This window comes from Streptomyces sp. NPDC031445, assembly GCF_055581365.1.
On record NZ_JBVIJO010000002.1, the window covers coordinates 24487 to 50767 of the forward strand.

Below are 26281 nucleotides of genomic sequence, written 5' to 3' on the forward strand. Positions count from 1 at the left end.
CCGACAAGTGCGAAGATGGAGCCCGGCAGGACAGGGCCCCCACCGAAGGGCCGAAGCATCAAGCGGCCGGACACCAGCCGCCCGCCGGTCAGTGACGACCGGCGCAAGGCGCACATGCATGGAGGACGTGACGTGGCGAACGACGCCAGCACCGTTTTCGACCTAGTGATCCTCGGCGGTGGTAGCGGTGGTTACGCCGCGGCCCTGCGCGGGGCGCAGCTGGGCCTGGACGTCGCCCTGATCGAGAAGGACAAGGTCGGCGGCACCTGCCTGCACCGGGGTTGCATCCCCACCAAGGCCCTGCTGCACGCGGGCGAGATCGCCGACCAGGCCCGCGAGAGCGAGCAGTTCGGTGTGAAGGCCACCTTCGAGGGCATCGACGTCCCGGCCGTCCACAAGTACAAGGACGACGTGATCTCGGGCCTGTACAAGGGTCTGCAGGGGCTCATCGCGTCCCGGAAGGTGACGTACATCGAGGGCGAGGGCCGGCTGTCCTCCCCCACCTCCGTGGACGTCAACGGCCAGCGGATCCAGGGCCGTCACGTCCTGCTGGCGACCGGCTCCGTGCCGAAGTCGCTGCCGGGCCTGGAGATCGACGGCAACCGCGTCATCTCCTCCGACCACGCCCTCGTCCTGGACCGCGTGCCGAAGTCCGCGATCATCCTGGGCGGCGGTGTCATCGGCGTCGAGTTCGCCTCGGCGTGGAAGTCCTTCGGCTCGGACGTCACGATCATCGAGGGCCTGAAGCACCTCGTCCCGGTCGAGGACGAGAACAGCTCGAAGCTCCTGGAGCGCGCGTTCCGCAAGCGCGGCATCAAGTTCAACCTGGGCACCTTCTTCCAGAAGGCCGAGTACACCCAGGACGGCGTGAAGGTCACCCTGGCCGACGGCAAGGAGTTCGAGGCCGAGGTCCTGCTGGTGGCCGTCGGCCGCGGCCCGGTCTCGCAGGGCCTGGGCTACGAGGAGGCCGGGGTCGCCATGGACCGCGGCTACGTCCTCGTCGACGAGTACATGCGCACCAACGTCCCGACCATCTCCGCCGTCGGTGACCTGGTCCCGACGCTCCAGCTGGCGCACGTCGGCTTCGCCGAGGGCATCCTGGTGGCGGAGCGCCTGGCCGGCCTCAAGGTCGTCCCGGTCGACTACGACGGTGTCCCGCGGGTGACGTACTGCCACCCGGAGGTCGCCTCCGTCGGTATCACCGAGGCCAAGGCCAAGGAGATCTACGGCGCGGACAAGGTCGTCGCTCTGAAGTACAACCTGGCGGGCAACGGAAAGAGCAAGATCCTGAAGACCGCGGGCGAGATCAAGCTCGTCCAGGTCAAGGACGGTGCCGTCGTCGGCGTCCACATGGTCGGCGACCGCATGGGCGAGCAGGTCGGCGAGGCCCAGCTGATCTACAACTGGGAGGCGCTGCCGGCCGAGGTGGCCCAGCTCATCCACGCCCACCCGACGCAGAACGAGGCGCTCGGCGAGGCCCACCTGGCCCTGGCCGGCAAGCCGCTGCACTCCCACGACTGACCTTCGGTCAACGGGCGCGACGACACAGACTTCCGCAATTCGTTAGGAGCAACCGAAACCATGGCGGTTTCCGTAACCCTTCCGGCGCTCGGTGAGAGCGTCACCGAGGGCACTGTCACCCGCTGGCTGAAGGCCGAGGGCGAACGCGTCGAGGCCGACGAGCCGCTGCTCGAGGTCTCGACCGACAAGGTCGACACCGAGATCCCGGCCCCTGCCTCCGGCGTGCTGGCCTCCATCAAGGTCGCCGAGGACGAGACGGTCGAGGTCGGCGCCGAGCTGGCCCTGATCGACGACGGCACGGGCGCCCCGGCCGCCGCTCCGGCCCCCGCCGCCGCCGAGGCCCCCGCCGCCGAGGCCCCGGCCCCGGCTGCCGAGCCCGCCCCCGCCCCGGCCGCCGAGGCCCCGGCCGCCCCGGCCCCGGCCCCCGCCGCCGAGGCCGCCCCGGCCGCTCCGGCCGGTGGCGCCGAGGGCACCGACGTGGTCCTGCCCGCGCTCGGTGAGTCCGTCACCGAGGGCACCGTCACCCGCTGGCTGAAGTCGGTCGGCGACAGCGTCGAGGCCGACGAGCCGCTGCTCGAGGTCTCCACGGACAAGGTCGACACCGAGATCCCGGCGCCCACCTCCGGTGTGCTGCTGGAGATCGTGGTCGGCGAGGACGAGACCGCCGAGGTCGGCGCCAAGCTCGCCGTCATCGGCGCCCCGGGTGCCGCCCCGGCCGCCGCTCCGGCGCCCGCCGCCCCGGCCCCGGCCCCCGCTGCCCCGGCTCCGGCCGCCGCCGCTCCGGCCCCGGCTCCCGCGCCCGCCGCCGCCCCGGCCCCGGCCCCGGCCCCCGCCGCTGCTCCGGCTCCCGCGCCCGCCCCGGCCCCCGCCGCCGCTGCCCCGGCTCCGGCCGCCGCCGCCCCGGCCCCGGCCCCGGCTCCGGTCACCCCGGCCACCGCGCCGACCTCCCCGACCGCCACCCAGGCGACGGACGAGGGCGCGTACGTCACCCCGCTGGTGCGCAAGCTCGCCGCCGAGAACGGCGTCGACCTGGCCACCGTCAAGGGCACCGGCGTCGGCGGCCGTATCCGCAAGCAGGACGTCGTCGCCGCCGCCGAGGCCGCGAAGGCCGCCGCCGCCGCCCCGGCTCCGGCCGCTGCCGCCGCCCCGGCCGCCAAGAAGGCCCCGGCGCTGGAGGTCTCCCCCCTCCGTGGCCAGACCGTCAAGATGCCCCGCATCCGCAAGGTCATCGGCGACAACATGGTCAAGGCGCTGCACGAGCAGGCGCAGCTGTCGTCGGTCGTCGAGGTCGACGTCACCCGCCTGATGAAGCTGCGCGCCAAGGCGAAGGACTCCTTCGCGGCCCGCGAGGGCGTCAAGCTCTCCCCGATGCCGTTCTTCGTCAAGGCCGCCGCGCAGGCGCTGAAGGCCCACCCGGTCATCAACGCCAGGATCAACGAGGCCGAGGGGACCATCACCTACTTCGACACCGAGAACATCGGTATCGCGGTGGACTCCGAGAAGGGCCTGATGACCCCGGTCATCAAGCACGCCGGCGACCTCAACATCGCGGGCATCGCCAAGGCCACGGCGGAGCTGGCGGGCAAGGTCCGGGCCAGCAAGATCACCCCGGACGAGCTGTCCGGCGCGACCTTCACCATCTCCAACACCGGTTCGCGCGGCGCGCTGTTCGACACGATCATCGTGCCGCCGGGCCAGGTCGCGATCCTCGGCATCGGTGCCACGGTCAAGCGTCCGGCCGTCATCGAGACCGAGGAGGGCACGGTCATCGGCGTCCGCGACATGACCTACCTGACCCTCTCCTACGACCACCGCCTGGTCGACGGCGCCGACGCGGCCCGTTACCTGACGGCCGTCAAGGCGATCCTGGAGGCGGGCGAGTTCGAGGTCGAGCTCGGCCTGTAAGACACGTCCTCACCGAACACCCCGCCCGGAACCTCTCCGGGCGGGGTGTTCGTGTTTGTCGGCATACGGAGCGTGTAAGCCTCGTCTCACCTGCGCCACAGCACCCCTACGCGCCCCACCCGCGGTGCGAACCGGCCGTATTGTCTAAACGTCAGCCCTCCCTAAGGAGCCCTCATGACCGCGCCCGTCGTCCACTCGCTGCGCGAGCAGATCCGCGAGCACATCGTGGAGGGGATCGTCAGCGGGCGCTGGCAGCCGGGCGAGCGCATCGTGGAGCGCCGGATCGCCACCGAGCTGGAGGTCAGCCAGACCCCGGTCCGCGAGGCCCTGCGCGAGCTGGAGTCCCTGCGCCTGATCGAGTCGGCCCCCAACAAGGGCGTCCGGGTCCGGAACCTGACGGCGGCGGACCTGGAGGAGAGCTACCCGGTCCGGGCCGGTCTGGAGGCCATCGCGGCGGAGCTGGCGGCCGACCGCCTCGCGGAGGACTGCTCGGCGCTGGAGCCGCACGTCCTGGCGCTGTACGAGGCCGACCGGGAGGCGGACGGCACGGCGCAGGTGCGGCACACGGTGGGCTTCCACCGGGAGCTGGTCCGCGCGGCCCGCAACTCGGTGCTGCTGCACACCTGGGAGGGCCTCGGCATCGAGGTGTTCACGGCGCTGTCGATCCGCTGGCTGGGCACCGTCCAGCAGTCGTACGCGGAGGAGCACGAGGAGCTGGTCCAGGCGTTCAAGCGCCGGGACCCACGGATCGCCGAGCTGGTCAAGGCCCATGTGCTGGGGTGCGCCCCGCGCCCCTGACCCAGTCGAGCATCCCCGCGCTCACCTGCGAAAACGAGGCATTCCAGCGTCACCGGGTGCCATAATCGAAGGCACCCCGTGCCGACTTTCTCCAAATCAAGAGGTTTTGGCCCTCAACCCTTTGATCGATCATCGATCAGGGAGTTACAGTCACCGACGGACGCGCGACGGAGTCGCACAACGACGCCGCCTTCGAGGTCCGCCTGCCCTGTCCTGCCAAAGACCAAGGGCACCCCCGAACCCTTACCGATGAGGGAACCCCTTCGACTGAGGAAGGCGGCGACATGACCGACCCCAACGCCATCCAGCCGAGCGCGCTCGACCAGCTCCCGGACCGCGACCCGGAGGAGACCGCCGAGTGGCAGGCCTCCCTCGACGCCGTCGCCAGGGAGGCCGGGCCGCACCGCGCCGCGTACCTGATGCGCCGCACGCTGGAGCGCGCCGAGGCGGGCGGCATCGCGCTGCCGAAGCTCCTCGAGACGGACTACGTCAACACCATCCCCACCTCCGCGGAGCCGGCGCTGCCCGGCGACCCGGAGATGGAGGCCCGGATCACCGCGTGGAACCGCTGGAACGCGGCCGCCATGGTGACCCGCGGCGCGAAGCACGGCGTCGGCGGCCACATCGCCACCTTCGCCTCGGCGGCCTGGCTGTACGAGACCGGCTTCAACCACTTCTTCCACGGCAAGGAGGGGGACGGCTCCGGCGACCAGCTCTACATCCAGGGCCACGCCTCCCCCGGCATCTACGCCCGTGCCTTCCTCGACGGCCGGCTCAGCGAGCAGCACCTGGACAACTTCCGCCAGGAGGCCGGCGGCAACGGGCTGCCGTCGTACCCGCACCCGCGCCGTCTGCCCTGGCTGTGGGAGTTCCCGACGGTGTCGATGGGCCTCGGCCCGCTCTCCGCCATCTACCAGGCGCGCTTCAACCGCTACCTCACCAACCGCGGCATCAAGGACGTCTCCGCCTCCCACGTCTGGGCCTTCCTCGGCGACGGCGAGATGGACGAGCCGGAGTCGACGGCGGCCCTCGCGCTGGCCGCGCGTGAGGAGCTGGACAACCTCACCTTCGTCATCAACTGCAACCTCCAGCGCCTCGACGGCCCGGTCCGCGCCAACTTCAAGATCGTGCAGGAGCTGGAGGCCCAGTTCCGCGGCGCCGGCTGGAACGTGGTCAAGACGCTGTGGGGCTCGGCCTGGGACGAGCTGTTCCAGCTCGACACCACCGGCGCGCTGGTACGCCGGCTGCGCGAGGTACCGGACGCGCAGGTCCAGACGTACCAGACCCGCGGCGCCGCCTACATCCGCGAGGACTTCTTCGGCAAGGACCCGGTGCTCGCCGAGATGGCGAAGCTGCTGAGCGACGACAAGATCCTCGACTGTTTCCACTTCTCCCGCGGCGGTCACGAGCCGCGCAAGGTCTACGCCGCGTACAAGGCGGCCGTCGAGCACAAGGGCGCGCCGACCGTGATCCTGGCCCAGACGGTCAAGGGCCACACCCTCGGCGAGGGCTTCGCGTCGAAGAACGCCAACCACCAGATGAAGAAGCTCTCGGTGGACGAGTTCAAGGCGATGCGCGACCGCCTCGGCCTGCCGATCAAGGACAGCGACTTCGTCGACGGCGTGGTGCCCTACGGCCACCCGGGCGCCGACTCCCCGGAGGTCCGCTACCTCCAGGAGCGCCGCGCGGCCCTCGGCGGCCCGGCCCCGGCCCGCCGCACGCACGCGCTGGCCCCGCTGCCGGCCCCCGCCGAGAAGGCGTTCGCCGCCTTCGACAAGGGCTCCGGCTCCCAGAGCGTGGCCACCACCATGGCCTTCGTCCGCCTGGTCAAGGACCTGGTCCGGGACAAGGAGACGGGCAGGCGCTGGGTGCCGATCGTCCCCGACGAGGCGCGCACCTTCGGCATGGAGAGCCTGTTCCCGTCCCTGGGCATCTACTCCCCCAAGGGCCAGACGTACGAGCCGGTCGACCGCGACCAGCTGATGTACTACAAGGAGGCCACGAACGGCCAGATCCTCAACGAGGGGATCACCGAGGCCGGTTCGATGGCCGACTTCATCGCCGCGTCCACCGCGTACGCGACGCACGGCGAGGCGATGATCCCGTTCTACATCTTCTACTCGATGTTCGGCTGGCAGCGCACCGCCGACCAGATGTGGCAGCTCGGCGACCAGCTCGGCCGCGGCTTCCTCGTCGGCGCGACGGCCGGCCGTACGACCCTCACCGGCGAGGGCCTCCAGCACGCCGACGGCCACTCCCCGGTCATCGCCGCCACCAACCCGGCCGCGCTGACGTACGACCCCGCGTTCGCCTACGAGATCGCGGTGATCGTCCGCGAGGGTCTGCGCCGGATGTACGGCGAGGCCAAGCCGGGCGAGGACCAGAACGTCTTCTACTACCTGACGGTCTACAACGAGCCGCTGCCGCAGCCGGCCAAGCCGCAGGGCCTCGGCATCGACGAGGGCATCGTCAAGGGCCTGTACCGCTTCAGCACGGCCGAGTCCGCGGGTGTGTCCGTGCCCGCCAACGCCCCGCGCATCCAGCTGCTGGGCTCGGGCACGGCGATCCACTGGGCCCTCCAGGCGCAGCGGCTGCTGGCCGAGGAGTGGGGCGTGGCCGCGGACGTGTGGTCGGCGACCTCCTGGTCGGAGCTGCGCCGGGACGCCATGGAGGCGGACGCGGCGCTGTTGCGGGGCGAGGAGCGGGTGCCGTACGTCCGCCAGGCGCTCCAGGGCGCCGAGGGTCCGGTGCTGGCGGTCTCCGACTACATGCGCCAGGTCCCGGACCAGATCGCGCAGTGGGTGGAGCAGGACTGGTCCTCGCTGGGCGCCGACGGCTTCGGTCTGTCGGACACCCGTGAGGCCGCCCGCCGCCACTTCGGCGTCGACGCCCAGTCGATCGTCGTCGCGGCCCTGGCCCAGCTCGCCCGGCGCGGCGAGGTGAAGGCGACCGCGGTCAAGGAGGCCCGGGAGAAGTACGGGCTGTAAGGCACCGCGCACCAGGTGAGGAGGCCCCCGCTGCGGCGGGGGCCTCTTGCATGATGTGGGCATGCGCGCCGCACGTCTGATCAAGATGGTCCTGCTCCTCCAGTCCCGGCCGGCCATGACCGCCGCCGAGCTCGCCCGCGAGCTGGAGGTGTCGGAGCGGACCGTGACGCGGGACGCGCAGGCGCTGTCGGAGGCGGGGGTGCCGGTGTACGCCGACCGGGGCCGGGCCGGCGGGTACCGGCTGGTCGGCGGGTACCGGACGCGGCTGACCGGGCTGGCCCGCGGCGAGGCGGAGGCGCTGTTCCTGAGCGGGGTGCCGGGGGCGCTGCGCGAGATGGGGCTTCAGGACGCGGCCTCGGCGGCCCGGCTGAAGGTGTCGGCGGCGCTGCTCCCCTCGCTGCGGGACGCGCCGGACACCGCCGCGCAGCGCTTCCACCTGGACGCTCCGGCCTGGTTCCGCGAGCCCGGGACGCCCGCGTGGCTGCCCGTGATCGCCGAAGCGGTGTGGGACGACCGGCGGGTCGACGCCGGCTACCGGCGCGGGGACGGGACGGTCGAGCGGCGGCTTGAGCCGTACGGGCTCGTGCTGAAGGCGGGTGTCTGGTACCTGTGCGCGCGGGTCGCCGGGGCCGGCGCCTTCCGCACGTACCGGATCGACCGGTTCACCGCGGTGAGCGGGCTCGACGAGCGGTTCGACCGCGATCCCGGGTTCGACCTGCCCGGCTTCTGGGCGGAGCAGGCCGAGCGGTTCGCGCGGTCGCTGCTGCGCGCGGAGGTGGTGGTACGGCTGTCTCCCGAGGGCGTGCGCCGGCTGCCGCACACCGTCGATCCGCTCGGCGCGCGGGAGGCGCTGGCGGACCCGGGCGCCCCGGACGCCGAGGGCTGGGTGACGGTGACGCTGCCGGTGGAGTCGGAGGAGGTCGCCCACGGCCAGCTGACCGCACTGGGACCGGAGGCGGAGGTACTGGCACCGGCGACCCTGCGGGAGCGCTGCGCGGCCGACGCGGCCCGGCTCGCCGCGCTGTACCGCCGTGCGGACGGCTGACGACGACCCGCCGCGCTCCGCGTGCGCCCGGCAGGGGTCCGCCCCCGCTCAACCGACCACGCCGCCCCGGCGAGCCTCCGCGAGCGCTGCGCGGCCGACGCGGCCCGGCTCGCCGCGCTGTGCCGCCGTGCGGACGGCTGAGGCCGCGAGCAGTGCGCCGCGCTGTACCGCCTTACGGACAGCCGACGCCGCTCCCCCGTGCTCCCCGTGCGCCCGGGAGGGGCCCCCGCGCCGCCCCCGCGCCGACCGGGCGAGCCTCCGCGAGCGCTGCGCGGCCGACGCGGCCCGGCTCGCCGCGCTGTGCCGCCGTGCGGACGGCTGAGGCCGCGAGCAGTGCGCCGCGCTGTACCGCCTTACGGACAGCCGACGCCGCTCCCCCGTGCTCCCCGTGCGCCCGGCCCGTGACCAGGCCGGCCGGGTTGAGGTGGTGCCGTGCGGGTCGGCGGTGGGGTGGCCCGTGTTCCGCGTGCGGCGTGTCGGTCGAGGCCCGATGCTGGTGGCGTGATGGACGAGACGGAGTTCTGGGAGCTGATCGACGCCACCCGCGAGGTCGCCGGGGGCGATCCCGAGGAGCAGGCCGACGCGCTGGTGGAGCGGCTGCTCCGGCTGGAGCCCGATCTCGTCCTGGACTTCTCCCGGCACTTCGAGGCCCGCTACAACCGCGCCTACCGCTGGGAGCTGTGGGGCGCGGCCTGGCTGCTGCTGGACGGGTGCAGCGACGACGCGTTCGACTTCTTCCGGTGCTGGCTGATCGGCCAGGGCCGGGAGGTGTTCGAGGGCGCCGTGCACGAGCCGGACGCGCTGGCCGACCTGCTGGACGACTTCGACGAGGAGATCGACGGCGACGGCGAGGAGCTGGGGTACGCGGCGGACGAGGCGTACGAGCAGCTGACCGGCACCGTCGCGCCGGACCTGGGCATCGCCCCGGCGCCGGCCGAGCCGGCGGGCACGCCCCTGGACCTGGAGGACGACCGGGTGCTCGCGCAGCGCTATCCCCGCCTGTGGCAGCGCTTCAGGGGGTGAGGGCGGCGCCGGCGCCCGTCGTCGACGCCCCGTCCGTCCCACGGGACCCGGGGCCGCGTCGGCCTGGTCGAGGGCGGACGCGGTGACGGCGGCGCGCGGACCCGCCACGGCGTCGGTACGGAGACCGCGGGCTGCGTGCCGCCTGTGGCCCTGCTGTGCGCGTGCCCGTGATGTGCGCTGTGCCACCTGGTGGAACCATCGTCCGGGTCCGGGTCGTTTCCGGTGGTACAGACGTACGTGGCCGGTGCCGCGGCCCCGGTGGCGGTCTCGCGTCGCGCGTGGCTGATCGGCGGACCGCTCCCGTCCGTAGGGAGAGGTGGAGAGAGAGGCGGCTCGGTGGACCTGCTCGACCTGGTGCTCGTACTGGTGATCATCGTCTACGCGGTGTCCGGTTATCGCCGTGGACTGGTGGCCGGATGTGTCTCGCTGGCCGGGTTCGTGGGCGGCGCGGCCGTCGGCGTGTGGGTGCTGCCGTGGGTGACGGGCCAGGTGGAGCGGGGCACCGCGACGGCGACGGTGCTCGCGGTGCTGACGGTGCTGGTGCCGGCGGTGGTGGGGCACGAGCTGGCGGGCCGGCTGGCGCTGCGGCTGCGCGGGGAGCTGGACCGGGGGCCGCTGCGGGTGGCGGACGGGATGGGGGGCGCGGCGGCGAACTCGGTCGCGGTGCTGATCGTGGCCTGGGTGGCGGCGAGCGTGCTGAGCGCGGCCCCGTCGCAGACCCTGGCGACGGCGATACGGAACTCGACGGTGCTGGGCGCGGTGCAGGAGGCGATGCCGCAGACCACGCCCGCGTGGTTCTCGCGGGCCACCTCCGCGCTGACCGAGGCGGGCTTCCCGCAGGTGTTCAACCCGTTCGAGAACGAGTCGACGGCCCGGGTGGCCCGGCCGACCGGGGACAGCGTCACGCCCGCCGCGACGAACGCCGCCCGGCTGAGCACGGTGAAGATCGAGGGCGCCGTGGGCACGGAGGGCCGCGAGGGCAGCGGGTTCGTGTACGCGCCCCGGCGTGTGATGACCAACGCGCACGTGGTGGCCGGCATCGACCGGCCGAGCGTGCGGGTCGGCGGGGTCGGGCCGTCGTACGCGGCCCGGGTGGTGCTGTTCGACCCGGACCGGGACGTGGCGGTGCTGTACGTGCCGGATCTCAGCGCCCCGGTGCTGCGGTTCGACGGGGGTGCGGTGCGCGGGGACTCGGCGGTGGTGGCGGGCTATCCCCAGGACGGCAGCCTGGACCTCCAGGCGGCGACGGTCGGGAACCGGGTGCGGGCGACCGGCCAGAACATCTACAACGACGGCACGGTCACCCGGGAGATCTACGCGATCCGCTCCACGGTCCGGCCGGGCAACTCCGGCGGCCCGCTGCTGACCACGGACGGCCGGGTGTTCGGGGTGGTCTTCGCCCGCTCCACCTCGGACGCCGAGACGGGGTACGCGCTGACGGCGGCCGAGGTGGCGGGCGACGCCCGGCGCGCGGCCACGGCGACGGTGCCGGTGGACACGGGCGAGCTGGTCAGTTCGTAGGTGTCACCGGGCTCACAGGGCGCGGCCCATGCAGACGTCGTCGACGTACGCGCCGTCGATGAGGAACTCGCCGGGCAGCACGCCCTCGACGGCGAAGCCCTCGGACTCGTACAGCGCCCGGGCCGGGGTGTTGTGCCCGAGCACGCGCAGGGTGAGGCGGCGTGCGCCGCGCCGCCGCGCCTCCTCGACGGCGGCCCGGACCAGCGCGCGTCCGACGCCCCGGCCGCGCGCCTCCTCGGCGACGGCGAAGCCCTGGATCGCCAGGACGTGCGCGTTGGAGGCGAGCGGGGTCGGGTGGGTGAGCCGGATGTAGCCCAGGACGCGCCCGTCCGCCTCGGCGACGAGGTACTCCTGCGGCGGGTGCCGCTCGTCGAAGAAGGGCTGGTAGGGCGGCTGCGGCGGGGGCATCACCGCGTGCAGGGGGGACCAGGTGGCCCGGTCGAGGGCGGCCAGCGGCTCCTCGTCGGCGGCATGGGCGTTGCGTATGTACGGCTCCGGCATGGTGATCACCTTACGGCGGGCCGTCCGGGCGGCCCCAACGGGTTTCCGGCCCGCGGTGCGGTCATGCTGGGGCCATGGAACGTTCACGTATCGCGGTGGCCGGCGCGTCCGGTCTCATCGGCAGCGCTCTGGTGCGGTCCCTGACGGCGGACGGGCACGAGGTGGTCCGGCTGGTGCGCCGGGAGCCCCGGGGCGCGGACGAGGTCCGCTGGGACCCCGGGCGGGGTCACGTCGACGCGGCCGGGCTGACCGGGTGCGACGCGGTGGTCAACCTGGCGGGGGCGGGGGTGGGCGACCGGCGCTGGACGCCGGAGTACAAGCGGCTGCTGCGGGACAGCAGGGTGCTGGGCACGGCCGCGCTGGCGCGGGCGGCGGCCTCGCTGCCGCGGCCGCCGCGGGTGTTCGTCAACGGCAGCGCGATCGGCTTCTACGGCGACACCGGCGACCGGGTGGTGGACGAGGACGCGCCGCCGGGCGACGGTTTCCTGTCGGCGCTGTGCGTGGAGTGGGAGCAGGCGGCGGCGCCCGTGACGGAGGCCGGGGTGCGGACGGTGTTCCTGCGCACGGGTCTGGTGGTGTCCCGGGGCGGCGGGGCGTGGGGGCGGCTGTTCCCGCTGTTCAAAGCGGGGCTCGGGGGGCGGCTGGGTGACGGGCGGCAGTACTGGTCGTACATCGCGCTGCACGACGAGGTCGCCGCGATCCGGCACCTCGTCGACGGTGACGGCCTGTCCGGGCCGTTCAACCTGACGGCGCCGCAGCCGCTGACGAACGCCGAGATCACGGAGGCGATGGCGCGGGTGCTGCGCCGGCCGGCGGTGTTCGCGGTGCCCGCCCCGGTGCTGCGGGCGGCGCTCGGGGAGATGGCCGGGGATGTGCTGGGCAGTCAGCGGGTGGTGCCCAGGCGGTTGCTGGAGTCGGGATTCCGGTTCGCTTTCCCGGGCATCGACGAGGCGATCCGCGCGGCGGGGTGAGCGGATGAACGGGCGTGAGCGGGTGGGACGGTCGCGGCGGAATGAGCCGGCTGACAACCCCGGCGAACGAAAGTGACCGTATGCGACCTCCATGCGACCGTGCCCTGTTGATGCGCGACTGCCCCTGACCGATCACGCCCCTACCCTCGAGCCCAACTCGGGTATCCCTCGCGCCTGTTGGGGGCATCACGTCTCCACCGGTCGCGCAACCCACAGGAGGGCCTCGTGCTTGAGCCCGCGTACCAGGTGGACGTCGTCATCGTGGGAGCCGGGATCGCCGGTCTCTCGGCGGCTCATCGGCTGACCAGCGCAGGAATCACCACCGCGGTCCTGGAGGCCGCCCCGTACGTCGGCGGCCGCATGTCGACCGAGAAGGTCGACGGCTTCCGCCTCGACCGCATCGGACAACTGCTGTCCACCTCCTACCCCGAACTCCGCCTGAGTCCGGGCCTGGACGCCCTGACCGTGCGCCGTTTCGCACCGGGCGTGCTCCTGCACCGCGACGGCCGCACCCATCGCGCGGGCGCGCCGGCGGGCGGTGGGAGCGCACGGGGCGCACGGGGCGCACTCCATGTGGTGCGCGCCCTCGCCAACGCGCCCCGGGGTACGACGGTCACGCCCGGCGCGCCGGTGGGCGGCGCGGTCGACCAGGCCCGGCTGGGCGCGGCGCTCGGCCGGATCGCCGCCACCCCCGTCGAACGCCTCCTGGCCCGCCCCGAGATGCCGGCCGCCTTCGCCCTCGCCCAGCGCGGGATCCCGGCGCGCACCATCGACGGCTTTCTGCGCCCGCTGCTCGCCGCGCTGCTGTGCGACCCGGAGCTGACCACCTCCAGCAGGTGCGCCGACCTGGCGCTGCGCGCCTTCGCGAGCGGACGGCTGTGCGTGCCGGAGGGCGGCGCCGAGGTGCTGCCGGAACTGCTGGCCGGGGGGCTGCCGCCGGGCACGGTGCACACCGGGGTGCGGGTCACCTCGGTGTCCACGACCTCGGTGGCGACCGCCGAGCACGGGGAGATCCGCTGCCGGGCGGTGCTGCTGGCGACGGACGCGCGCGCCGCGGCCGGACTGCTGCCGGGACTCAGGGTGCCGGACTTCCACCCGGTGACGGTGGTCCACCACACCACGGACGAACCGGCGGCGGCCTTCCCGACGGGCCGCTCGCTGCTGCTGGACGCCGACCGGGGCGGCCCGGTGGCGCACACGGCGGTCCTCAGCAACGTGGACCCGAGCCGGGCACCGGCCGGCCGCGTCCTGATCTCCTCGACCGTGCTGGGCACGCCCCCGGAAGGGGTGGACACCGCCGTCCGCATCCACCTCTCCCGCCTCTACGGCACCTCCACGCGCCGCTGGGAGACGCTGGCCGTGCACCACACCCCGGAGGCGGTCCCGTCGATGCGCCCGCCCCACGACCTGCGCCGCCCGGTGCGCCTCCTGGCCGGTCTCTACGTCTGCGGCGACCACCGGGACACCAGCACGGTCCAGGGCGCCCTGCACTCGGCCCACCGCGCCGCGTCGGCCATCCTGGCGGACCTGGGCGCGAGGGGCTCGATGCACAGCGCGGACCCGCTGCCGACGATGCCGAGGGCGGCGTAACGCGCCCGGCGGCGCGGGGCCGCGCCTACCCCAGCGCCGCGGTCTTCTCCCGGTACACCCGCACCGGCGCCGCGTCCCGGTAAGGCTCCAGCCGCCGCTCGAACTCCTTCACGTACTCCACCGCGCGAACGCTGCGCATCTCGGCGGCCTGCCCCGCCGCCTCCGCGGCGATCGCGCACGCCTGGTCGAGTTCGCCGAGGCCGAGGCGGGCGGTGGCGAGGACGACCCGGCAGAACAGGCGGCTGCGGGCATAGGCGGGCGCCCGCAGCTGGAGGGACCGCTCGGCGTGCTGCGCGGCCGCCCGGAACTGCTGGAGGTCGCGGTGGCAGTGGCCGAACTCGTCGGCGAGCTGCGCCTCGTCGAAGAAGGCGGCCCAGTACGGCACGTCGTCCCCGGGCCGGGCCGCCTCCAGGGCGCGTTCGGCCCGCACGAGCGCCGCCGTGCACGCCCGCACCTCCCCGAGCACGCCGTGCGCCCGCGCCTCCGAGGCGTGCAGCAGCGCCTGGACGACCGGCGGGCCGCCGGTGCCGACCCCCTGCTGGGCGACCCGGGCCAGCTGGACGGCCTCCCTGCCGTGGCCGAGGTAGACGGCCTGGCGGCTCATGGTGACCAGGACGTAGGAGCCGTAGGCCCGGTCGCCGGCCGCCTGGGCGAGCCGCAGCGCCTGCACGAAGTACCGCTGGGCGAGCCCGTGCGCGGCGATGTCGTACGACGTCCAGCCCGCGAGCCGGGTCAGATCGGCGGCGGCGCCGAACAGCCGGCGGCCGGTCTGCTCGTCGTAGCTGCCGCGCAGCATCGGCTCGCACTCGTGCTCCAGGTAGCGCACCAGCGCCTGCCGGGCGTGGCCGCCGCCGAACCGGTCGTCGAGGGTGCGGAACAGCTCGCCCACCGAGTGCAGCGCGGCGATGTCGCCGCCGGTGACCCTGTGGCCGGGGGCCCGCTCGGCGTGCGTCCGCAGCCGCGGCGGGAGCAGCGGCGCCTGCTGCGGCGCCCTGGCCGCGCCGGGCCGCCCCTGCGCCGGCACCCGGGGTGCCGGCTCGCGGGCCACCCGGTCGTCGGCCTTGCCGATCAGCCAGTCCCGGCTGGGCACCACGAGCCCGGCCGGGGTGAAGGCGATCTTGCGCAGTTCGGCGTGGCTGCCGGAGTCCTTGCGCCACAGCCCGCTGACGATGTCGACGGCCTCCTCGGGGGTGGCCGCGAACTCCAGCCCGGCGTACACCGGCGCACACGCGTCCAGGCCGAGGTCCTGGGCGGTGAGCCGGCGCCCGAGCCGGCGGGTGAAGACCTCGGCGATCAGGGCGGGGGTGGTGCCGCGTGGCTGCTGGCCGCGCAGCCACCGGGTGACCGAGGTCTTGTCGTATCTGAGGTCCAGCCCGTGTTCCAGGCCGAGCTGGTCGACGCGACGGGCCAGACCCGCGTTGGAGAACCCCGCTTCTGCGATGAGCGCGGCGAGCTGGCGGTTGGGGGTGCGCTGCGCGGGTCGGTCCGTCATCTGCGGTGCGGTCTCCTGCCTTCCGGGCCGGTCGATGTGCCCGGATTGCCTTTGAGCAGCCCTTATGGCCTCACGAACGGCGCGAATGTAGCGGAGAGTGAGCAGATGGTCGCACATTTCGCCCCGCATTCATCCGATCGTGTGAGGAACGCCCGCAGGGCTGACGTACTCCGGTCGGACGTACAGTGGCGAGGGCGCGTCACGTGCCTGACACACCGGTCGCTGAGGGAGGCGCTTGCCGTGAGTGAGTTGCGGTTCGTCCGCATGGGGTTCGGTGCGGATGCCGTCGATTACCAGGAGGCCTGGGACGAGCAGCGCCGGGTGCACGCCGCCCGGTTCGCCGACGAGGTCCCGGACACCGTGCTGCTCCTGGAGCACCCCCCGGTGTACACGGCCGGCCGGCGCACGGAGGACAGTGAGCGCCCGCTGGACGGCACCCCGGTCATCGACGTGGACCGCGGCGGCAAGATCACCTGGCACGGTCCGGGCCAGCTGGTGGGCTACCCGATCCAGAAGCTGCCCCGCCCGGTGGACGTGGTCGCGCACGTGCGGCGGCTGGAGGAGGCGATCATCCGCGCCTGCGCCGAGTTCGGCCTGGAGACCACCCGGGTGGAGGGCCGCAGCGGCGTCTGGGTCCTCGGCGACCCGGTCGAGCAGCGGCCGGCGCTCGGAGGGCTGTCCCTGGACTTCGACCCGCGGCTGACCGACGAGGAGTTCGACCCCCGGCTGAACGGCCCGGAGTACGCCCCCTCCAACGCGGGCCAGCGCCGTGAGGACCGGAAGATCGCCGCGATCGGCATCCGGGTCGCCAAGGGCGTCACGATGCACGGCTTCTCCTTCAACGTGAACCCGGACAACGCCTGGTTCGACCGGATCATCCCGTGCGGCATCCGGGACGCCGGGGTCACCTCCCTCGCGAACGAGCTGGGCCGGGACGTCACGGTCGAGGAGGTCCTGCCGGTGGTCGAGAAGCACCTGCGGGACGTCCTGGAGCACGCGGACCTGAGGCCGCGGGTGATCGAGAAGGCGTCCGCCTGATCGTCCGCCGGGGAATGCGCCCTGCGACAGCGGGGTTGGCCCGGGCGGCAGGGCGTACACAGTACGGGCGTACCCTGGGGTGCGCCGAAGAATCGAAGTCACAGGGAGCCGGTCGTGTCCGCAGTCGCACCCGACGGGAAGCAAATGCCAAGCCCTGACGGGCGGCGGTTGCTGCGCCTCGAGGTCCGCAACAGCCAGACCCCCATCGAGCGCAAGCCCGAGTGGATCAAGACCCGGGCGAAAATGGGCCCCGAGTACACGAAGATGCAGAACCTCGTGAAGAGCGAGGGCCTGCACACGGTGTGCCAGGAGGCCGGCTGCCCGAACATCTACGAGTGCTGGGAGGACCGCGAGGCGACCTTCCTCATCGGCGGCGACCAGTGCACCCGGCGCTGCGACTTCTGCCAGATCGACACCGGCAAGCCCGAGGCGCTGGACCGCGACGAGCCGCGCCGCGTGGGCGAGTCCGTGGTCACCATGGACCTGAACTACGCCACCATCACCGGCGTCGCCCGCGACGACCTGGCGGACGGCGGAGCCTGGCTGTACGCCGAGACCGTGCGCCAGATCCACCAGCAGACGGCCCAGCGCGAGGGCGGCCGGACCAAGGTGGAGCTGCTGGCCCCGGACTTCAACGCGGTTCCCGAGCAGCTCGCCGAGGTGTTCGCGTCCCGCCCCGAGGTCTTCGCGCACAACGTCGAGACGGTCCCCCGCATCTTCAAGCGGATCCGCCCGGGCTTCCGCTACGAGCGCTCCCTGAAGGTCATCACCGAGGCCCGCGACCACGGCCTGGTGACCAAGTCGAACCTGATCCTCGGCATGGGCGAGACCCGCGAGGAGGTCAGCGAGGCGCTGAAGCAACTGCACGACGCGGGCTGCGAGCTGGTCACCATCACCCAGTACCTGCGCCCGTCGGTGCGCCACCACCCGGTGGAGCGCTGGGTGAAGCCGCAGGAGTTCGTCGAGCTGAAGGAGGAGGCCGAGCAGATCGGCTTCTCCGGTGTGATGTCCGGCCCGCTGGTGCGCTCCTCCTACCGCGCCGGGCGGCTGTACCAGATGGCCGTGGAGAAGCGCGGCACGTACGTCGCCGCCCAGGCGGTGTGAGCCGCGCGTGTGAATTCGCGCACAAGTTCCTACTGGCCGGTAATGGCCGAGACGACGCGGTCCCGACCGTCCTCGCTGATGAGGGCGCCGGCGGGGCCGCGTCGGCGTTCCAGCCCCTCACATCAAGGCTTCACGCGTGTTTGACCGGTCGGTCACGCCCTGGTAACACCAATCAGTGACTCTCATATCACGCCCCGCATCTCCATCGCTCAGAGGGGGGACCTCGATCATGCAGGCCGCACCCGTACGCGCCACCGCCATCCCGTCCTTCACCGGCGCCCTGCGCGCCGTGGAGTCCCTGCTCATGAGCGGCGGCCAGCGCACCGCCCGCCGCAACGCCTGGACCAGCGTCCTGGAGGACCGCCGCCGCGCCAAGGACCGGGTCGAGGCCCAGCGGTTCCTCGACCAGGCCGCCGGCCAGTCCTGACGCCGCCCCCGGCGGACCCGTTCCGCCCGCCGGGCACTGCCGTCGTCCGCACTCCCGGGGGCACGTAGACTTCGTGGCATGGCGAGGAAGGAAACCGCGGCGGACGCCGCGAACGCAGGGCGACTGAAGCAGATCGCCCTCACGTACAAGATGACCCGCAAGGCCGACACGAAGATCGGTCTTGTACTCGCGGCCGTCGGCATCGGCACCCTCGGTGTCTTCCTCGCGATCGGCTTCCTGATCGGGCACCCGGTCTACCTGGGCATCTTCGGCCTGCTGATCGCCCTGCTGGCGACCGCGATCGTGTTCGGCCGCCGCGCCGAGCGGGCCGCGTTCGGTCAGATGGAGGGCCAGCCGGGCGCCGCCGCGGCCGTGCTGGACAACATCGGCCGGGGCTGGACGACGACGCCGGCGGTGGCGATGAACCGCAGCCAGGACGTGGTGCACCGGGCCGTCGGCAAGGCCGGCATCGTGCTGGTCGCCGAGGGCAACCCGAACCGGGTGAAGAGCCTGCTGGCCGCCGAGAAGAAGAAGATGAACCGCATCGTCGCCGACGTGCCGGTGCACGACCTGATCGTCGGCAACGGCGAGGGCCAGGTCGAGCTGAAGAAGCTCCGCACGACCATGCTGAAGCTCCCGCGCGTGCTGACCGGCCCCCAGGTGACGGCCACCACCGACCGACTGCGGGCGCTGGGCGACCTGATGAGCAACATGCCGCTGCCGAAGGGGCCGATGCCGAAGGGCATGAAGCTGCCCAAGGGCGGACCCCGGGGCCGCTGACCCGGCTCCTGCCGTGGACACGCCGCCGAACGGAGTATCCGGCGGGTAATCGGCTCATGCGCTCCTAGCCTTCGGAATGTGACAAAACGACACATTGCGTACCTGGCATGCGCCACGACCCTCGTCGGCACGGTCATCGGTGCCACTCCGGCGTCCGCTGCCCACAGGACCCTCGTGGTGCAGCCGGGTCAGTCGATCCAGAAGGCGGTCAACTCCGCCAAGGCCGGCGACACCGTGTTCGTGCTCGCCGGCACCTACCGTGAGAGCGTCACGGTGAAGACGGCGGGCCTCAGCCTGCGGGGCGCGGGCCCCGGCACCGTGATCCAGCCTCCCCAGAAGAAGACCAAGCCCGCCCCGCACGGCAAGAAGGCCGCCGTCACCTGCCTCTCGGACGGCAACGGCATCTGTGTGGTCGGGGGCAAGGACAAGCCCCTCAAGGACGTCACCGTCTCCGACCTCAAGGTGACCGGCTTCGCCAAGTCCGGCGTCTTCACCATGGGCACCGACCGGCTGACCGTGAAGCGCGTGATCGCCGAGCGCAACGGCCAGTGGGGCATCGCCCAGGAGCACTCCACCCGCGGGGTGTTCCGGAACAACACCGCCCGCGGCAACGGGGACGCGGGTCTCTTCCTCGCCAACAACGTCAAGGCCGAGCAGGGGGCCACGGACAGCAGGGGCGCGGTGGTCGACCACAACCGGTTCGAGGGCAACCGGATCGGCATCACCGTCCGCCGGCTGCGCAACCTCGCCGTCACGCACAACTACGTCCTCGGCAACTGCGCGGGCGTGTTCGTCGTCGGCGACGAGAACAAGCCGCGGGCCGGCGCCCTCGCCGTCAGCGACAACCTGGTCGTGCAGAACAACAAGTACTGCCCCAAGACCGCCCGGCTGCCCTATCTCCAGGGCTCCGGCATCGTCCTGACCGGCACCGAGAAGGTCCTGGTGACACGGAACCGGGTCACCGGCCACTCGGGCAGGTCCCCGCTGTCGGGCGGCATCGTCCTGTTCAAGAGCTTCGTGGGCGCCGGCAGCGTGAAGAACCGGATCACCGGCAACCAGCTGGCGGACAACTCCCCGGCGGACCTCGTCAACCAGGAAGCCACCAAGACCGGCAACGCCTTCACCGGAAACGCCTGCCGGGTCTCCAAGCCCGCGGGCCTGTGCTGACCGGACGGCCGAACCCGATCCACGCAAGGAAGGAAGGCGGCACATGACCGCACCATCCCGCGCGCCCTCGGCTCCCCCGGAGCCGGGGACGGTCCCCTCCCCTCCCCCGCCGATGCGGCTGCGCGAGCTCGTGTTCGGGGCGGCCTGCGCCGCCGCGGTCCGCGCCGCCGCCCGGCTGGGCGTCGCCGACGCGCTCGGGGACGCCCCCATGACCGTGGAAACCCTGGCGACCGCGGTGCGCGCCGAGCCGAAGCCGCTGCGCCGGCTGCTGCGCGCCCTGTCCTGCTACGGCGTCTTCGCCGAGCGGCCGGACGGCACGTTCGCCCACACCGAGATGTCCCGGCTGCTGCGCGAGGACGACCCGGACAGCCTGCGGGCCATCGCCCTGTGGTGCACCGAGCCGTGGACCTGGGACGCCTGGCCCCTGCTGGACCAGGCCGTGCGCACCGGCCGGAACGTCGTGGAGGACCTCTACGGCAAGGAGTTCTTCAGCTACCTCAACGAGGACGCCCCCGAGTCCGCGGACGTCTTCAACCGCGCGATGACCCGCTCCAGCGAGCAGTCGGCGCGTGAGGTGGCGGCCCTGCTGGACCTGTCCGGCAGCAGCTCGGTCGCGGACCTCGGCGGCGGCCAGGGGCATGTGGTGGCGTGCCTGCTGGACAAGTACCCGGCGATGCGCGGCAGCCTGCTCGACCTGCCCCGGGTGGTGGAGAACGCCCTGCCGCGGCTGCGCGAGGGCGGCGACCTCGCCGACCGCGCGCGGATCGTGCCCGGCGACGTCAGGGAGGCCGTCCCGGTCGAGGCCGACGTCTACATCATCAAGAACATCCTGGAGTGGGACGACGAGTCCACGGCCCGGCTGCTGGGCAACGTGGTCGAGGCGGGCGGTCCCGGCACCCGGGTGGTGGTGATCGAGAACCTCGTCGACGACACCCCGTCGATGCGGTTCAGCACGGCCATGGACCTGCTGCTGCTCCTGAACGTCGGCGGGGCCAAGCACACCACCGACAGCATGGTGGGCCGACTGGAGGCGGCGGGCCTGGCGGTCCGCGACATCCGGCCGGTCAACCCGTACCTGCACGCGTTCGACTGCATCGTCCCCGCATGACCGGCTCCCCGCGCCCCGAAGGGGCGCGGGGAACTGCCTCGCCGCTGTCCGGCGGAGCGCTCAGCCGGCGTCGCGCTCCCAGAGGTAGAAGCGCTCTGCCATGGCGTCCTTGGGGGACCGCCACGTCTGCGGGTCGTACGCGCTGACGTACGCCGTCAGCCGCTCGCTGACCTCCTTGAACTCGGGGTGGGAGGTGATCTTGGCGATGGCCGGTCCCGGCTCCCGCTCGGACTCGATCAGGTGCATGTACACGTCGCCGAACTGGAAGAGGCTGCGCCGGACGACTCCGACGAGGTGGGGCAGCTCTCCCCGGTCGGACTCCGCGAACACCTTGGCGATGTCGGGGGCGGAGCCCGGGGCCATGCGGGCGACGATCAGGGCCTGGTGCACGGTCGTCTCCTGTCGTCCGGCTCAGTCGGCCAGGGCCGGGGCGGGCCGCTCACCGGCCGCCGCCTTCTCGATCTTCTGCCGGATCAGCTCCAGCTGGATCTTCGAGTTCTTGTTGATGTTGTCGGTCATCCAGTCGTCGTCGACCGGCGCGTCGGGCTTCATCGCGAAGTCCTGGGTCCAGACCATCCGGGTGCCGGCGGGGACCTCCTCGTACCGCCAATGGATGTTCATGTGGGCGAAGGGCCCGGTCTCGACCCGGCGGGCCTTGACGGTGCGGGTGGCGCGGTCCGGCTCGCGCTCGGAGACCCAGCTCCAGACGGTGCCGTTCTCGTCCGGGTGCATGGTGAGCCGGAACGTCGTCTTGTCGCCCTCCTTCTTGAGGACCTCCACCGACGCGTACTCGCTGAACAGCTGGGGCCAGCGCTCCAGGTCGTTGGTCATGTCCCAGACCAGGTCCAGCGGGGCGGCGATGGTGATCTCGTTCTGGGTGTGTCCTGCCATCTCAGGCTCCTGCCATCAGGGTGCTGTTGACGAGGTTGAGGAACTGCTGGGGTGTCTTGCAGCGCTCGGCGTCGACCGGCATCGGGGTGCCGTGCGTGTTCTCCAGCTCGCCGACGATGCCGAGCAGGCCGAGCGAGTCGACACCGAGGACGTCGAAGCCGGTGTCCGGCTTCTCCTTCAGCTGCTGGGGGCTGACGGTCACGCCGGCGGCCTTCTTCATCAGCGCGGCGAGTTCTTCCACGGTGATCTGGGGCATGTGCTCTCCTCCTTCTGTGCTCACTGCGCGGTGCCGCGTCGCAGCACCAGCGCCGAGTTCGACCCCATGAGTCCGCGGCTGAGGATCAGCGCCGTCCGCAGTTCGGCGGCGCGGGCGCTGCCGGTCACGAGGTCGAGGTCGTGGCAGACGTCGAAGACGTTCGGCGTCGGCGGGATCAGGCCGTGCTCCATCGCGAGCACGGCCGCCGCGGTGTCCAGGACGGGGGCCGCGCAGTACCCCCGGCCGATCCCGGTCTTCGGCGCGGTGACCGGGACCCGGGTGCCGTGCTCGCCGAGGACGTCGGCGATCGCCAGCGCCTCGGCCCGGTCGGCCTCCGGTACCCCGAGGGCGTCGGCGAAGACGACGTCGACCTCCTCGGGAGCGCACCCGGCCTCCGCCAGGGCCTGCCGGACGGCCTGGGCGAGCCCCTCGCGGGACCGGTCCCAGCGGGAGGCGCCGGTGAAGGTCGCCCCGTGTCCGGCCACGACGGCCTTGATGTCGGCGCCGCGGGACCGGGCGGCGCCGGCCGCCTCGACCACGAGCATCCCGCCGCCCTCGGCGGGCACGAACCCGCAGGCGCCGTCCGTGAACGGGCGGTAGGCCCGGGACGGGTCCGTCTCCCGGCTCAGTTCCTCGTAGCCGAGCTGGCAGACCATCGAGTACGGCGCGAGCGGCGCCTCGGTGGAGCCGGCCACGATCACGTCGGTGCCGCGCCGCACGGCCCGTGCCGCGTGGGCGAGGGCGTCCAGGCCGCCGGCCTCGTCGGAGGCGACGACCGAGCAGGGTCCCTTGAAGCCGCGGCGGATGGACACCTGGCCGGTGCTCGCGGCGTAGAACCAGGCGATGGACTGGTACGGCCCGACGAACCGGCTCCCCTTGCCCCACAGTTGCTGGAGTTCGCGCTGGCCGAACTCGCCGCCGCCGGACCCGGCGGCGGTGACCACGCCGATGGAGTACGGCGCGTCGGGGATGTCGCCCAGCGCGAGCCGGGCGTCGTCCAGTGCGAAGTCGGCCGCGGCCATGGCGTAGTGCGTGAACCGGTCGGTCTGGACGAGGAAGCGCTCCTCGATCGTGGCGGCCGGTTCGAAGGCGCGGACCTCACCGGCCACCTTGAGGGGAAGGTGCTCACAGCCCTCGCGGGTGACCCGGTCGAGGACGCTGAGACCCTCCTGCGTGGCCTTCCAGAAAGTGCCGGTGGTGGTGCCGTTGGGCGCGACCACCCCGATACCGGTGATGGCCGCCTGCCGGTCCTGCGGTTCGCTCATCGTGTCCTCACTCCCTCGGCCGGGTCAGGATCACCGCGGACTGGAATCCGCCGAATCCGCTGCCCACGGACAGCACGCTGGTCAGCTTCCGTTCGCGGGCGACGCGCGGGACGTAGTCCAGGTCGCACTCGGGGTCGGGGATCTCGTAGTTCGCGGTCGGCGGGACGACCTGCTTGGCGAGGGCCAGGACGCACGCGACGAGCTCGATGGCGCCGATCGCCCCGAGGGAGTGCCCCACCATGGATTTGATGGAGCTCATCGGGGTGTCGTAGGCGTGGTGGCCCAGCGCCCGCTTCACGGCCGCCGTCTCGTGGCGGTCGTTCTGCCGGGTGCCGGAGCCGTGCGCGTTGACGTAGTCGATCGCCGTGGGGTCGAGACGCGCCTGGTCCAGTGCGGTGTCGATGGCCCGCGCCATCTCCAGGCCCTCCTTGGTCAGGCCGGTCATGTGGTAGGCGTTGCCGAAGGTGGCGTAGCCGCCGAACTCGCAGTACACGTGGGCGCCGCGGGCCCGGGCGTGCTCCAGCTCCTCCAGGACGAGCACCGCGCCGCCCTCGCCCATGACGAAGCCGTCACGGTTGTTGTCGAAGGGGCGGGAGGCGTGCGCGGGGTCGTCGTTGTTCGGTGAGGTGGCCTTGATCGCGTCGAAGCAGGCCATGGTGATCGGGGAGATCGGAGAGTCCGAGGCTCCCGCGATGCATATGTCGGCGCGGCCCTCCTGGACGGTGTGGAAGGCGTAGCCGACCGCGTCGAGTCCCGAGGTGCAGCCGGTGGACACGGTCTGCACGGGACCCTGGGCGCCGAAGCGTTCCGCCACCGCGGAGGCCACGGTGCTCGGCGAGAACGCCCGGTGCAGCTGCGGCTCCGCCTCGGTGTGGTCCACGTCCCAGCGCTGCCCGCGATGGCTGACCAGGACGTAGTCGTGCTCCAGCCGGGTGGTGCCGCCGACGGCGGTGCCCACGGAGACACCGACCCGCCAGGGATCCTCCTGGCCGAGGTCGAGACCGGAGTCCCGGACCGCCTCCGCGCCGGCGACCAGGGCGAACTGTATGTACCGGTCCGCCCGTTCGACCTGCTCGGCGTCCAGGCCGTACGCGGTGGGCTCGAAGTCGCACTCGGCGGCGATCCGGGACCGCAGCCCGGTCGGGTCGAAGAACGTGATGCCCCGCGTCGCGGTACGGCCGTCGGCGAGCAGATCCCAGAACGCCGGTACGCCGATCCCTCCCGGGGCGACGACGCCTATGCCGGTGACCGCCACGCGCCGGTTCATGAGCCGACCCGTGCCCGGTCGGCCGGATCGACGGCGACGGCGACGGCCTCCGTCTCCTCGGTGTCGACGTGGCCGAGGGCCGGCCGGGGGGCCAGCGGGCCCAGGTGGAAGACGATCCGCGCCTCCACGTTGCCGACGTTGCGGAAGCGGTGCCGCATGTTCATGGGGATCATCAGCCCCTGCTCGGGCCGCAGCGGGTGCGGCTCACCGTCCAGGTCCACCTCCAGCTGTCCGCACAGGACGTACACGAACTCCTCGGAGTAGGGGTGGTAGTGCTCGCCGATGCGGTCGCCGGGCTGCACGATGGCCACGCCCATGAAGCCGCTGGTGGAGCCCACCGTGGCCGGGGTGAGCATGGCGCGCAGATCGCCGCCGCGCCGGGTGTTGGGCTCGATCTCGCTGAGGTCCACGATCTTCGGAAGGGGTTTGATCACGACGTTCCTCCGTTGGTGTGCTGGCCTGCCGGGCTCAGGCGTCCGGCGAGCGGCGGTCGGTGACGAGGCCCATGCCGACGGGCTCGCCGTCCAGCAGGGCGCTCAGCGCGGCCTGACGGCCGGGCTCCGGCAGCGGGACGCGGGCGCCGGTGCCGGGGCGTACGTCGACCAGCCGGACGACGACGTCGTCGCGCTGGAAGATCGTGCTGCGCAGCACCGGGCTGTCCGGGTCCTCCGTCGCCGCCTCGTCCTGCTGGGCGAGCAGCTCCGCCAGCCGCATCCCGCAGTCCGGCCGGGCCGGGTAGTACAGCGCCTGCCGCTCGCCCTCGGCGGACTCGTCCACGGTGACGTGGTGCACGGCCGGCAGCGCCGCCCGGGTGAAGAACACCCGTGCGGACTCCTGGTCGTTCAGGTCCCGCTCCTGCTCCAGGTAGGGGTTGATGGCCTCCTCGACGGCCCGCACCTCGGGCTGCCGGGCGACGTGCCGCAGCGCCGCGAGCAGGTCGCCGCGCACCTCGATGGCCCGCACGACCCGGTTGCCGTGCATGAACAGGGAGGTCCGGCACAGCCGGGTGGTCTCGTCGACCCGCGCCTGGGGCGAGGCGTAGTCCGCGAGGATCTTCGCGACCTTCTCCTCGCTGCCCGGCCTGACCGTGAAGGTCAGCGCGTGCCGGATCACGCCGTCCCCGATCCGCGGGGACGCCTGGAGCCGGCGCCGTGACGCGGCCCCGGCCGGCTCGCCGCCGGTCTCGCGGACGATGTGGAACCGCAGCGACCGGGTGTCCCGGACGCAGCTGTGCAGGGGTTCCACCATCCGCACGTGCTCCTCGCTGTTCACCCAGGTGAGGAACGGCGGGGCGCTCTCCCACTCGCTGGTGATGAGCCATTGGGAGGGGTTCTCGATCGACTGGCACAGCTGGTCGCTGACGTGGCCGGGCACCTGCGCCACCTGGTTGCACAGCTGCTCGTAGGCCTCCAGGAACTGCTGCTGGGCGCCGTCGTTGACGTCCACGAGCAGGACGACCCGGAGACGGGAGCCGTCGAACACGGACTGGGAGACCCTCGTCGACACCTGACGCGTCGACTGGTCCGACATCTTTTCCGACAAGGTGGTCATGCTGCGCATCTCCTTCACGGGGGCAGAGGCGAACGCCGGCCGCCGATGACGCGACGTCAGCGCTTCTTGATCC

The 26281-nt window shown here is 72.8% G+C and carries 24 protein-coding genes; 15 read left to right on the top strand and 9 right to left on the bottom strand.

What is annotated here, in order from left to right:
• Nucleotides 1-132 precede the first annotated feature (132 nt).
• The 7 genes from lpdA (at nucleotide 133) to ACZ5DC_RS06425 (ending at nucleotide 10800) form a co-directional block, all read left to right on the top strand.
• Nucleotides 133-1521: a dihydrolipoyl dehydrogenase gene (gene lpdA / locus ACZ5DC_RS06395; RefSeq protein WP_468650005.1), complete on the top strand. Its 1389-nt coding sequence runs from the start codon at nucleotides 133-135 to the stop codon at nucleotides 1519-1521.
• Nucleotides 1522-1581: 60 nt separating this feature from the next.
• On the top strand, nucleotides 1582-3426 hold the full coding sequence (sucB, locus tag ACZ5DC_RS06400) for a 2-oxoglutarate dehydrogenase, E2 component, dihydrolipoamide succinyltransferase (RefSeq protein ID WP_468650007.1): 1845 nt from the start codon (nucleotides 1582-1584) through the stop codon (nucleotides 3424-3426).
• A 174-nt stretch (nucleotides 3427-3600) separates the two neighbouring features.
• Nucleotides 3601-4224 carry a GntR family transcriptional regulator gene (locus ACZ5DC_RS06405; protein WP_468650009.1) on the top strand — a complete coding sequence of 208 codons (624 nt, stop codon included), beginning with the start codon at nucleotides 3601-3603 and terminating at the stop codon, nucleotides 4222-4224.
• Between the two features lie 284 nt (nucleotides 4225-4508).
• Nucleotides 4509-7211, top strand: a complete 2703-nt coding sequence (aceE, locus tag ACZ5DC_RS06410; RefSeq protein WP_468650011.1) for a pyruvate dehydrogenase (acetyl-transferring), homodimeric type — start codon at nucleotides 4509-4511, stop codon at nucleotides 7209-7211.
• A 61-nt stretch (nucleotides 7212-7272) separates the two neighbouring features.
• Nucleotides 7273-8256 (top strand): helix-turn-helix transcriptional regulator, encoded by a 984-nt coding sequence (locus ACZ5DC_RS06415; RefSeq protein WP_468650013.1) that lies wholly within the window; start codon nucleotides 7273-7275, stop codon nucleotides 8254-8256.
• Between the two features lie 504 nt (nucleotides 8257-8760).
• On the top strand, nucleotides 8761-9279 hold the full coding sequence (locus tag ACZ5DC_RS06420; RefSeq protein WP_468651251.1) for a DUF4240 domain-containing protein: 519 nt from the start codon (nucleotides 8761-8763) through the stop codon (nucleotides 9277-9279).
• 336 nt (nucleotides 9280-9615) lie between these two features.
• Nucleotides 9616-10800, top strand: coding sequence for a MarP family serine protease (locus tag ACZ5DC_RS06425; protein WP_468650015.1), 1185 nt, complete (start codon nucleotides 9616-9618; stop codon nucleotides 10798-10800).
• A 12-nt stretch (nucleotides 10801-10812) separates the two neighbouring features.
• On the opposite strand, the gene ACZ5DC_RS06430 is transcribed toward ACZ5DC_RS06425, so the two are convergent.
• A complete protein-coding gene (locus ACZ5DC_RS06430) occupies nucleotides 10813-11301 on the bottom strand; it encodes a GNAT family N-acetyltransferase (RefSeq protein ID WP_468650017.1) in 489 nt (162 codons plus the stop codon).
• Between the two features lie 74 nt (nucleotides 11302-11375).
• Here ACZ5DC_RS06430 and ACZ5DC_RS06435 point away from each other — a divergent pair, with 74 nt between their 5' ends.
• Complete coding sequence (locus ACZ5DC_RS06435; protein WP_468650019.1) at nucleotides 11376-12272, top strand: TIGR01777 family oxidoreductase; 897 nt, start codon at nucleotides 11376-11378, stop codon at nucleotides 12270-12272.
• A 225-nt stretch (nucleotides 12273-12497) separates the two neighbouring features.
• Complete coding sequence (locus tag ACZ5DC_RS06440; protein WP_468650021.1) at nucleotides 12498-13862, top strand: NAD(P)/FAD-dependent oxidoreductase; 1365 nt, start codon at nucleotides 12498-12500, stop codon at nucleotides 13860-13862.
• Nucleotides 13863-13887: 25 nt separating this feature from the next.
• Here the strand turns inward: ACZ5DC_RS06440 and ACZ5DC_RS06445 are convergent, their stop codons facing one another.
• Complete coding sequence (locus ACZ5DC_RS06445; protein ID WP_468650023.1) at nucleotides 13888-15354, bottom strand: regulator; 1467 nt, start codon at nucleotides 15352-15354, stop codon at nucleotides 13888-13890.
• Nucleotides 15355-15594: 240 nt separating this feature from the next.
• Between ACZ5DC_RS06445 and lipB the strand changes: the two genes are divergently transcribed.
• The 6 genes from lipB to ACZ5DC_RS06475 all read left to right on the top strand — a co-directional run bounded on the left by lipB (nucleotide 15595) and on the right by ACZ5DC_RS06475 (nucleotide 20978).
• Nucleotides 15595-16392, top strand: coding sequence for a lipoyl(octanoyl) transferase LipB (gene lipB / locus ACZ5DC_RS06450; protein WP_468650025.1), 798 nt, complete (start codon nucleotides 15595-15597; stop codon nucleotides 16390-16392).
• Nucleotides 16393-16536: 144 nt separating this feature from the next.
• Entirely contained in the window at nucleotides 16537-17496 is a 960-nt protein-coding gene (gene lipA / locus ACZ5DC_RS06455) for a lipoyl synthase (RefSeq protein WP_366749220.1), read from the top strand.
• Nucleotides 17497-17725: 229 nt separating this feature from the next.
• Complete coding sequence (locus ACZ5DC_RS06460) at nucleotides 17726-17923, top strand: SCO2195 family GlnR-regulated protein (RefSeq protein ID WP_132783798.1); 198 nt, start codon at nucleotides 17726-17728, stop codon at nucleotides 17921-17923.
• Between the two features lie 78 nt (nucleotides 17924-18001).
• Complete coding sequence (locus ACZ5DC_RS06465; RefSeq protein ID WP_468650027.1) at nucleotides 18002-18703, top strand: DUF4191 domain-containing protein; 702 nt, start codon at nucleotides 18002-18004, stop codon at nucleotides 18701-18703.
• A gap of 78 nt (nucleotides 18704-18781) precedes the next feature.
• On the top strand, nucleotides 18782-19870 hold the full coding sequence (locus ACZ5DC_RS06470) for a right-handed parallel beta-helix repeat-containing protein (protein WP_468650029.1): 1089 nt from the start codon (nucleotides 18782-18784) through the stop codon (nucleotides 19868-19870).
• Between the two features lie 43 nt (nucleotides 19871-19913).
• Nucleotides 19914-20978, top strand: a complete 1065-nt coding sequence (locus ACZ5DC_RS06475) for a methyltransferase (protein ID WP_366749223.1) — start codon at nucleotides 19914-19916, stop codon at nucleotides 20976-20978.
• A 60-nt stretch (nucleotides 20979-21038) separates the two neighbouring features.
• On the opposite strand, the gene ACZ5DC_RS06480 is transcribed toward ACZ5DC_RS06475, so the two are convergent.
• Genes ACZ5DC_RS06480 through ACZ5DC_RS06510 form a run of 7 tightly spaced genes read right to left on the bottom strand, consistent with a single transcriptional unit; the run spans nucleotide 21039 to nucleotide 26208 of the window.
• Nucleotides 21039-21368 (bottom strand): TcmI family type II polyketide cyclase, encoded by a 330-nt coding sequence (locus ACZ5DC_RS06480; protein ID WP_366749224.1) that lies wholly within the window; start codon nucleotides 21366-21368, stop codon nucleotides 21039-21041.
• Between the two features lie 21 nt (nucleotides 21369-21389).
• Nucleotides 21390-21869 (bottom strand): SRPBCC family protein, encoded by a 480-nt coding sequence (locus tag ACZ5DC_RS06485; protein WP_366749225.1) that lies wholly within the window; start codon nucleotides 21867-21869, stop codon nucleotides 21390-21392.
• A 1-nt stretch (nucleotide 21870) separates the two neighbouring features.
• Nucleotides 21871-22125: an acyl carrier protein gene (locus ACZ5DC_RS06490; protein WP_014672284.1), complete on the bottom strand. Its 255-nt coding sequence runs from the start codon at nucleotides 22123-22125 to the stop codon at nucleotides 21871-21873.
• A gap of 20 nt (nucleotides 22126-22145) precedes the next feature.
• On the bottom strand, nucleotides 22146-23390 hold the full coding sequence (locus ACZ5DC_RS06495) for a ketosynthase chain-length factor (RefSeq protein ID WP_468650033.1): 1245 nt from the start codon (nucleotides 23388-23390) through the stop codon (nucleotides 22146-22148).
• Between the two features lie 7 nt (nucleotides 23391-23397).
• Nucleotides 23398-24657: a beta-ketoacyl-[acyl-carrier-protein] synthase family protein gene (locus ACZ5DC_RS06500; protein WP_468650035.1), complete on the bottom strand. Its 1260-nt coding sequence runs from the start codon at nucleotides 24655-24657 to the stop codon at nucleotides 23398-23400.
• Entirely contained in the window at nucleotides 24654-25091 is a 438-nt protein-coding gene (locus ACZ5DC_RS06505; protein ID WP_451073018.1) for a cupin domain-containing protein, read from the bottom strand. Before ACZ5DC_RS06505 ends, ACZ5DC_RS06500 begins: the two co-directional genes overlap by 4 nt.
• A 34-nt stretch (nucleotides 25092-25125) precedes the next feature.
• Nucleotides 25126-26208 carry a SchA/CurD-like domain-containing protein gene (locus tag ACZ5DC_RS06510; RefSeq protein ID WP_468650037.1) on the bottom strand — a complete coding sequence of 361 codons (1083 nt, stop codon included), beginning with the start codon at nucleotides 26206-26208 and terminating at the stop codon, nucleotides 25126-25128.
• Nucleotides 26209-26281 lie beyond the last annotated feature (73 nt).

Bases quoted from the DNA above. Each gene is read 5' to 3' on its own strand.
- lipA (WP_366749220.1), top strand. From the start codon at position 16,537: ATGCCAAGCCCTGACGGGCGGCGGTTGCTGCGCCTCGAGGTCCGCAAC.
- ACZ5DC_RS06495 (WP_468650033.1), bottom strand. From the start codon at position 23,390: ATGAGCGAACCGCAGGACCGGCAGGCGGCCATCACCGGTATCGGGGTG.
- ACZ5DC_RS06435 (WP_468650019.1), top strand. From the start codon at position 11,376: ATGGAACGTTCACGTATCGCGGTGGCCGGCGCGTCCGGTCTCATCGGC.
- ACZ5DC_RS06485 (WP_366749225.1), bottom strand. From the start codon at position 21,869: ATGGCAGGACACACCCAGAACGAGATCACCATCGCCGCCCCGCTGGAC.
- ACZ5DC_RS06420 (WP_468651251.1), top strand. From the start codon at position 8,761: ATGGACGAGACGGAGTTCTGGGAGCTGATCGACGCCACCCGCGAGGTC.
- ACZ5DC_RS06500 (WP_468650035.1), bottom strand. From the start codon at position 24,657: ATGAACCGGCGCGTGGCGGTCACCGGCATAGGCGTCGTCGCCCCGGGA.
- ACZ5DC_RS06510 (WP_468650037.1), bottom strand. From the start codon at position 26,208: ATGACCACCTTGTCGGAAAAGATGTCGGACCAGTCGACGCGTCAGGTG.
- ACZ5DC_RS06460 (WP_132783798.1), top strand. From the start codon at position 17,726: ATGCAGGCCGCACCCGTACGCGCCACCGCCATCCCGTCCTTCACCGGC.
- ACZ5DC_RS06430 (WP_468650017.1), bottom strand. From the start codon at position 11,301: ATGCCGGAGCCGTACATACGCAACGCCCATGCCGCCGACGAGGAGCCG.
- ACZ5DC_RS06415 (WP_468650013.1), top strand. From the start codon at position 7,273: ATGCGCGCCGCACGTCTGATCAAGATGGTCCTGCTCCTCCAGTCCCGG.
- ACZ5DC_RS06445 (WP_468650023.1), bottom strand. From the start codon at position 15,354: ATGACGGACCGACCCGCGCAGCGCACCCCCAACCGCCAGCTCGCCGCG.
- aceE (WP_468650011.1), top strand. From the start codon at position 4,509: ATGACCGACCCCAACGCCATCCAGCCGAGCGCGCTCGACCAGCTCCCG.
- ACZ5DC_RS06465 (WP_468650027.1), top strand. From the start codon at position 18,002: ATGGCGAGGAAGGAAACCGCGGCGGACGCCGCGAACGCAGGGCGACTG.
- ACZ5DC_RS06405 (WP_468650009.1), top strand. From the start codon at position 3,601: ATGACCGCGCCCGTCGTCCACTCGCTGCGCGAGCAGATCCGCGAGCAC.
- ACZ5DC_RS06490 (WP_014672284.1), bottom strand. From the start codon at position 22,125: ATGCCCCAGATCACCGTGGAAGAACTCGCCGCGCTGATGAAGAAGGCC.
- sucB (WP_468650007.1), top strand. From the start codon at position 1,582: ATGGCGGTTTCCGTAACCCTTCCGGCGCTCGGTGAGAGCGTCACCGAG.
- ACZ5DC_RS06475 (WP_366749223.1), top strand. From the start codon at position 19,914: ATGACCGCACCATCCCGCGCGCCCTCGGCTCCCCCGGAGCCGGGGACG.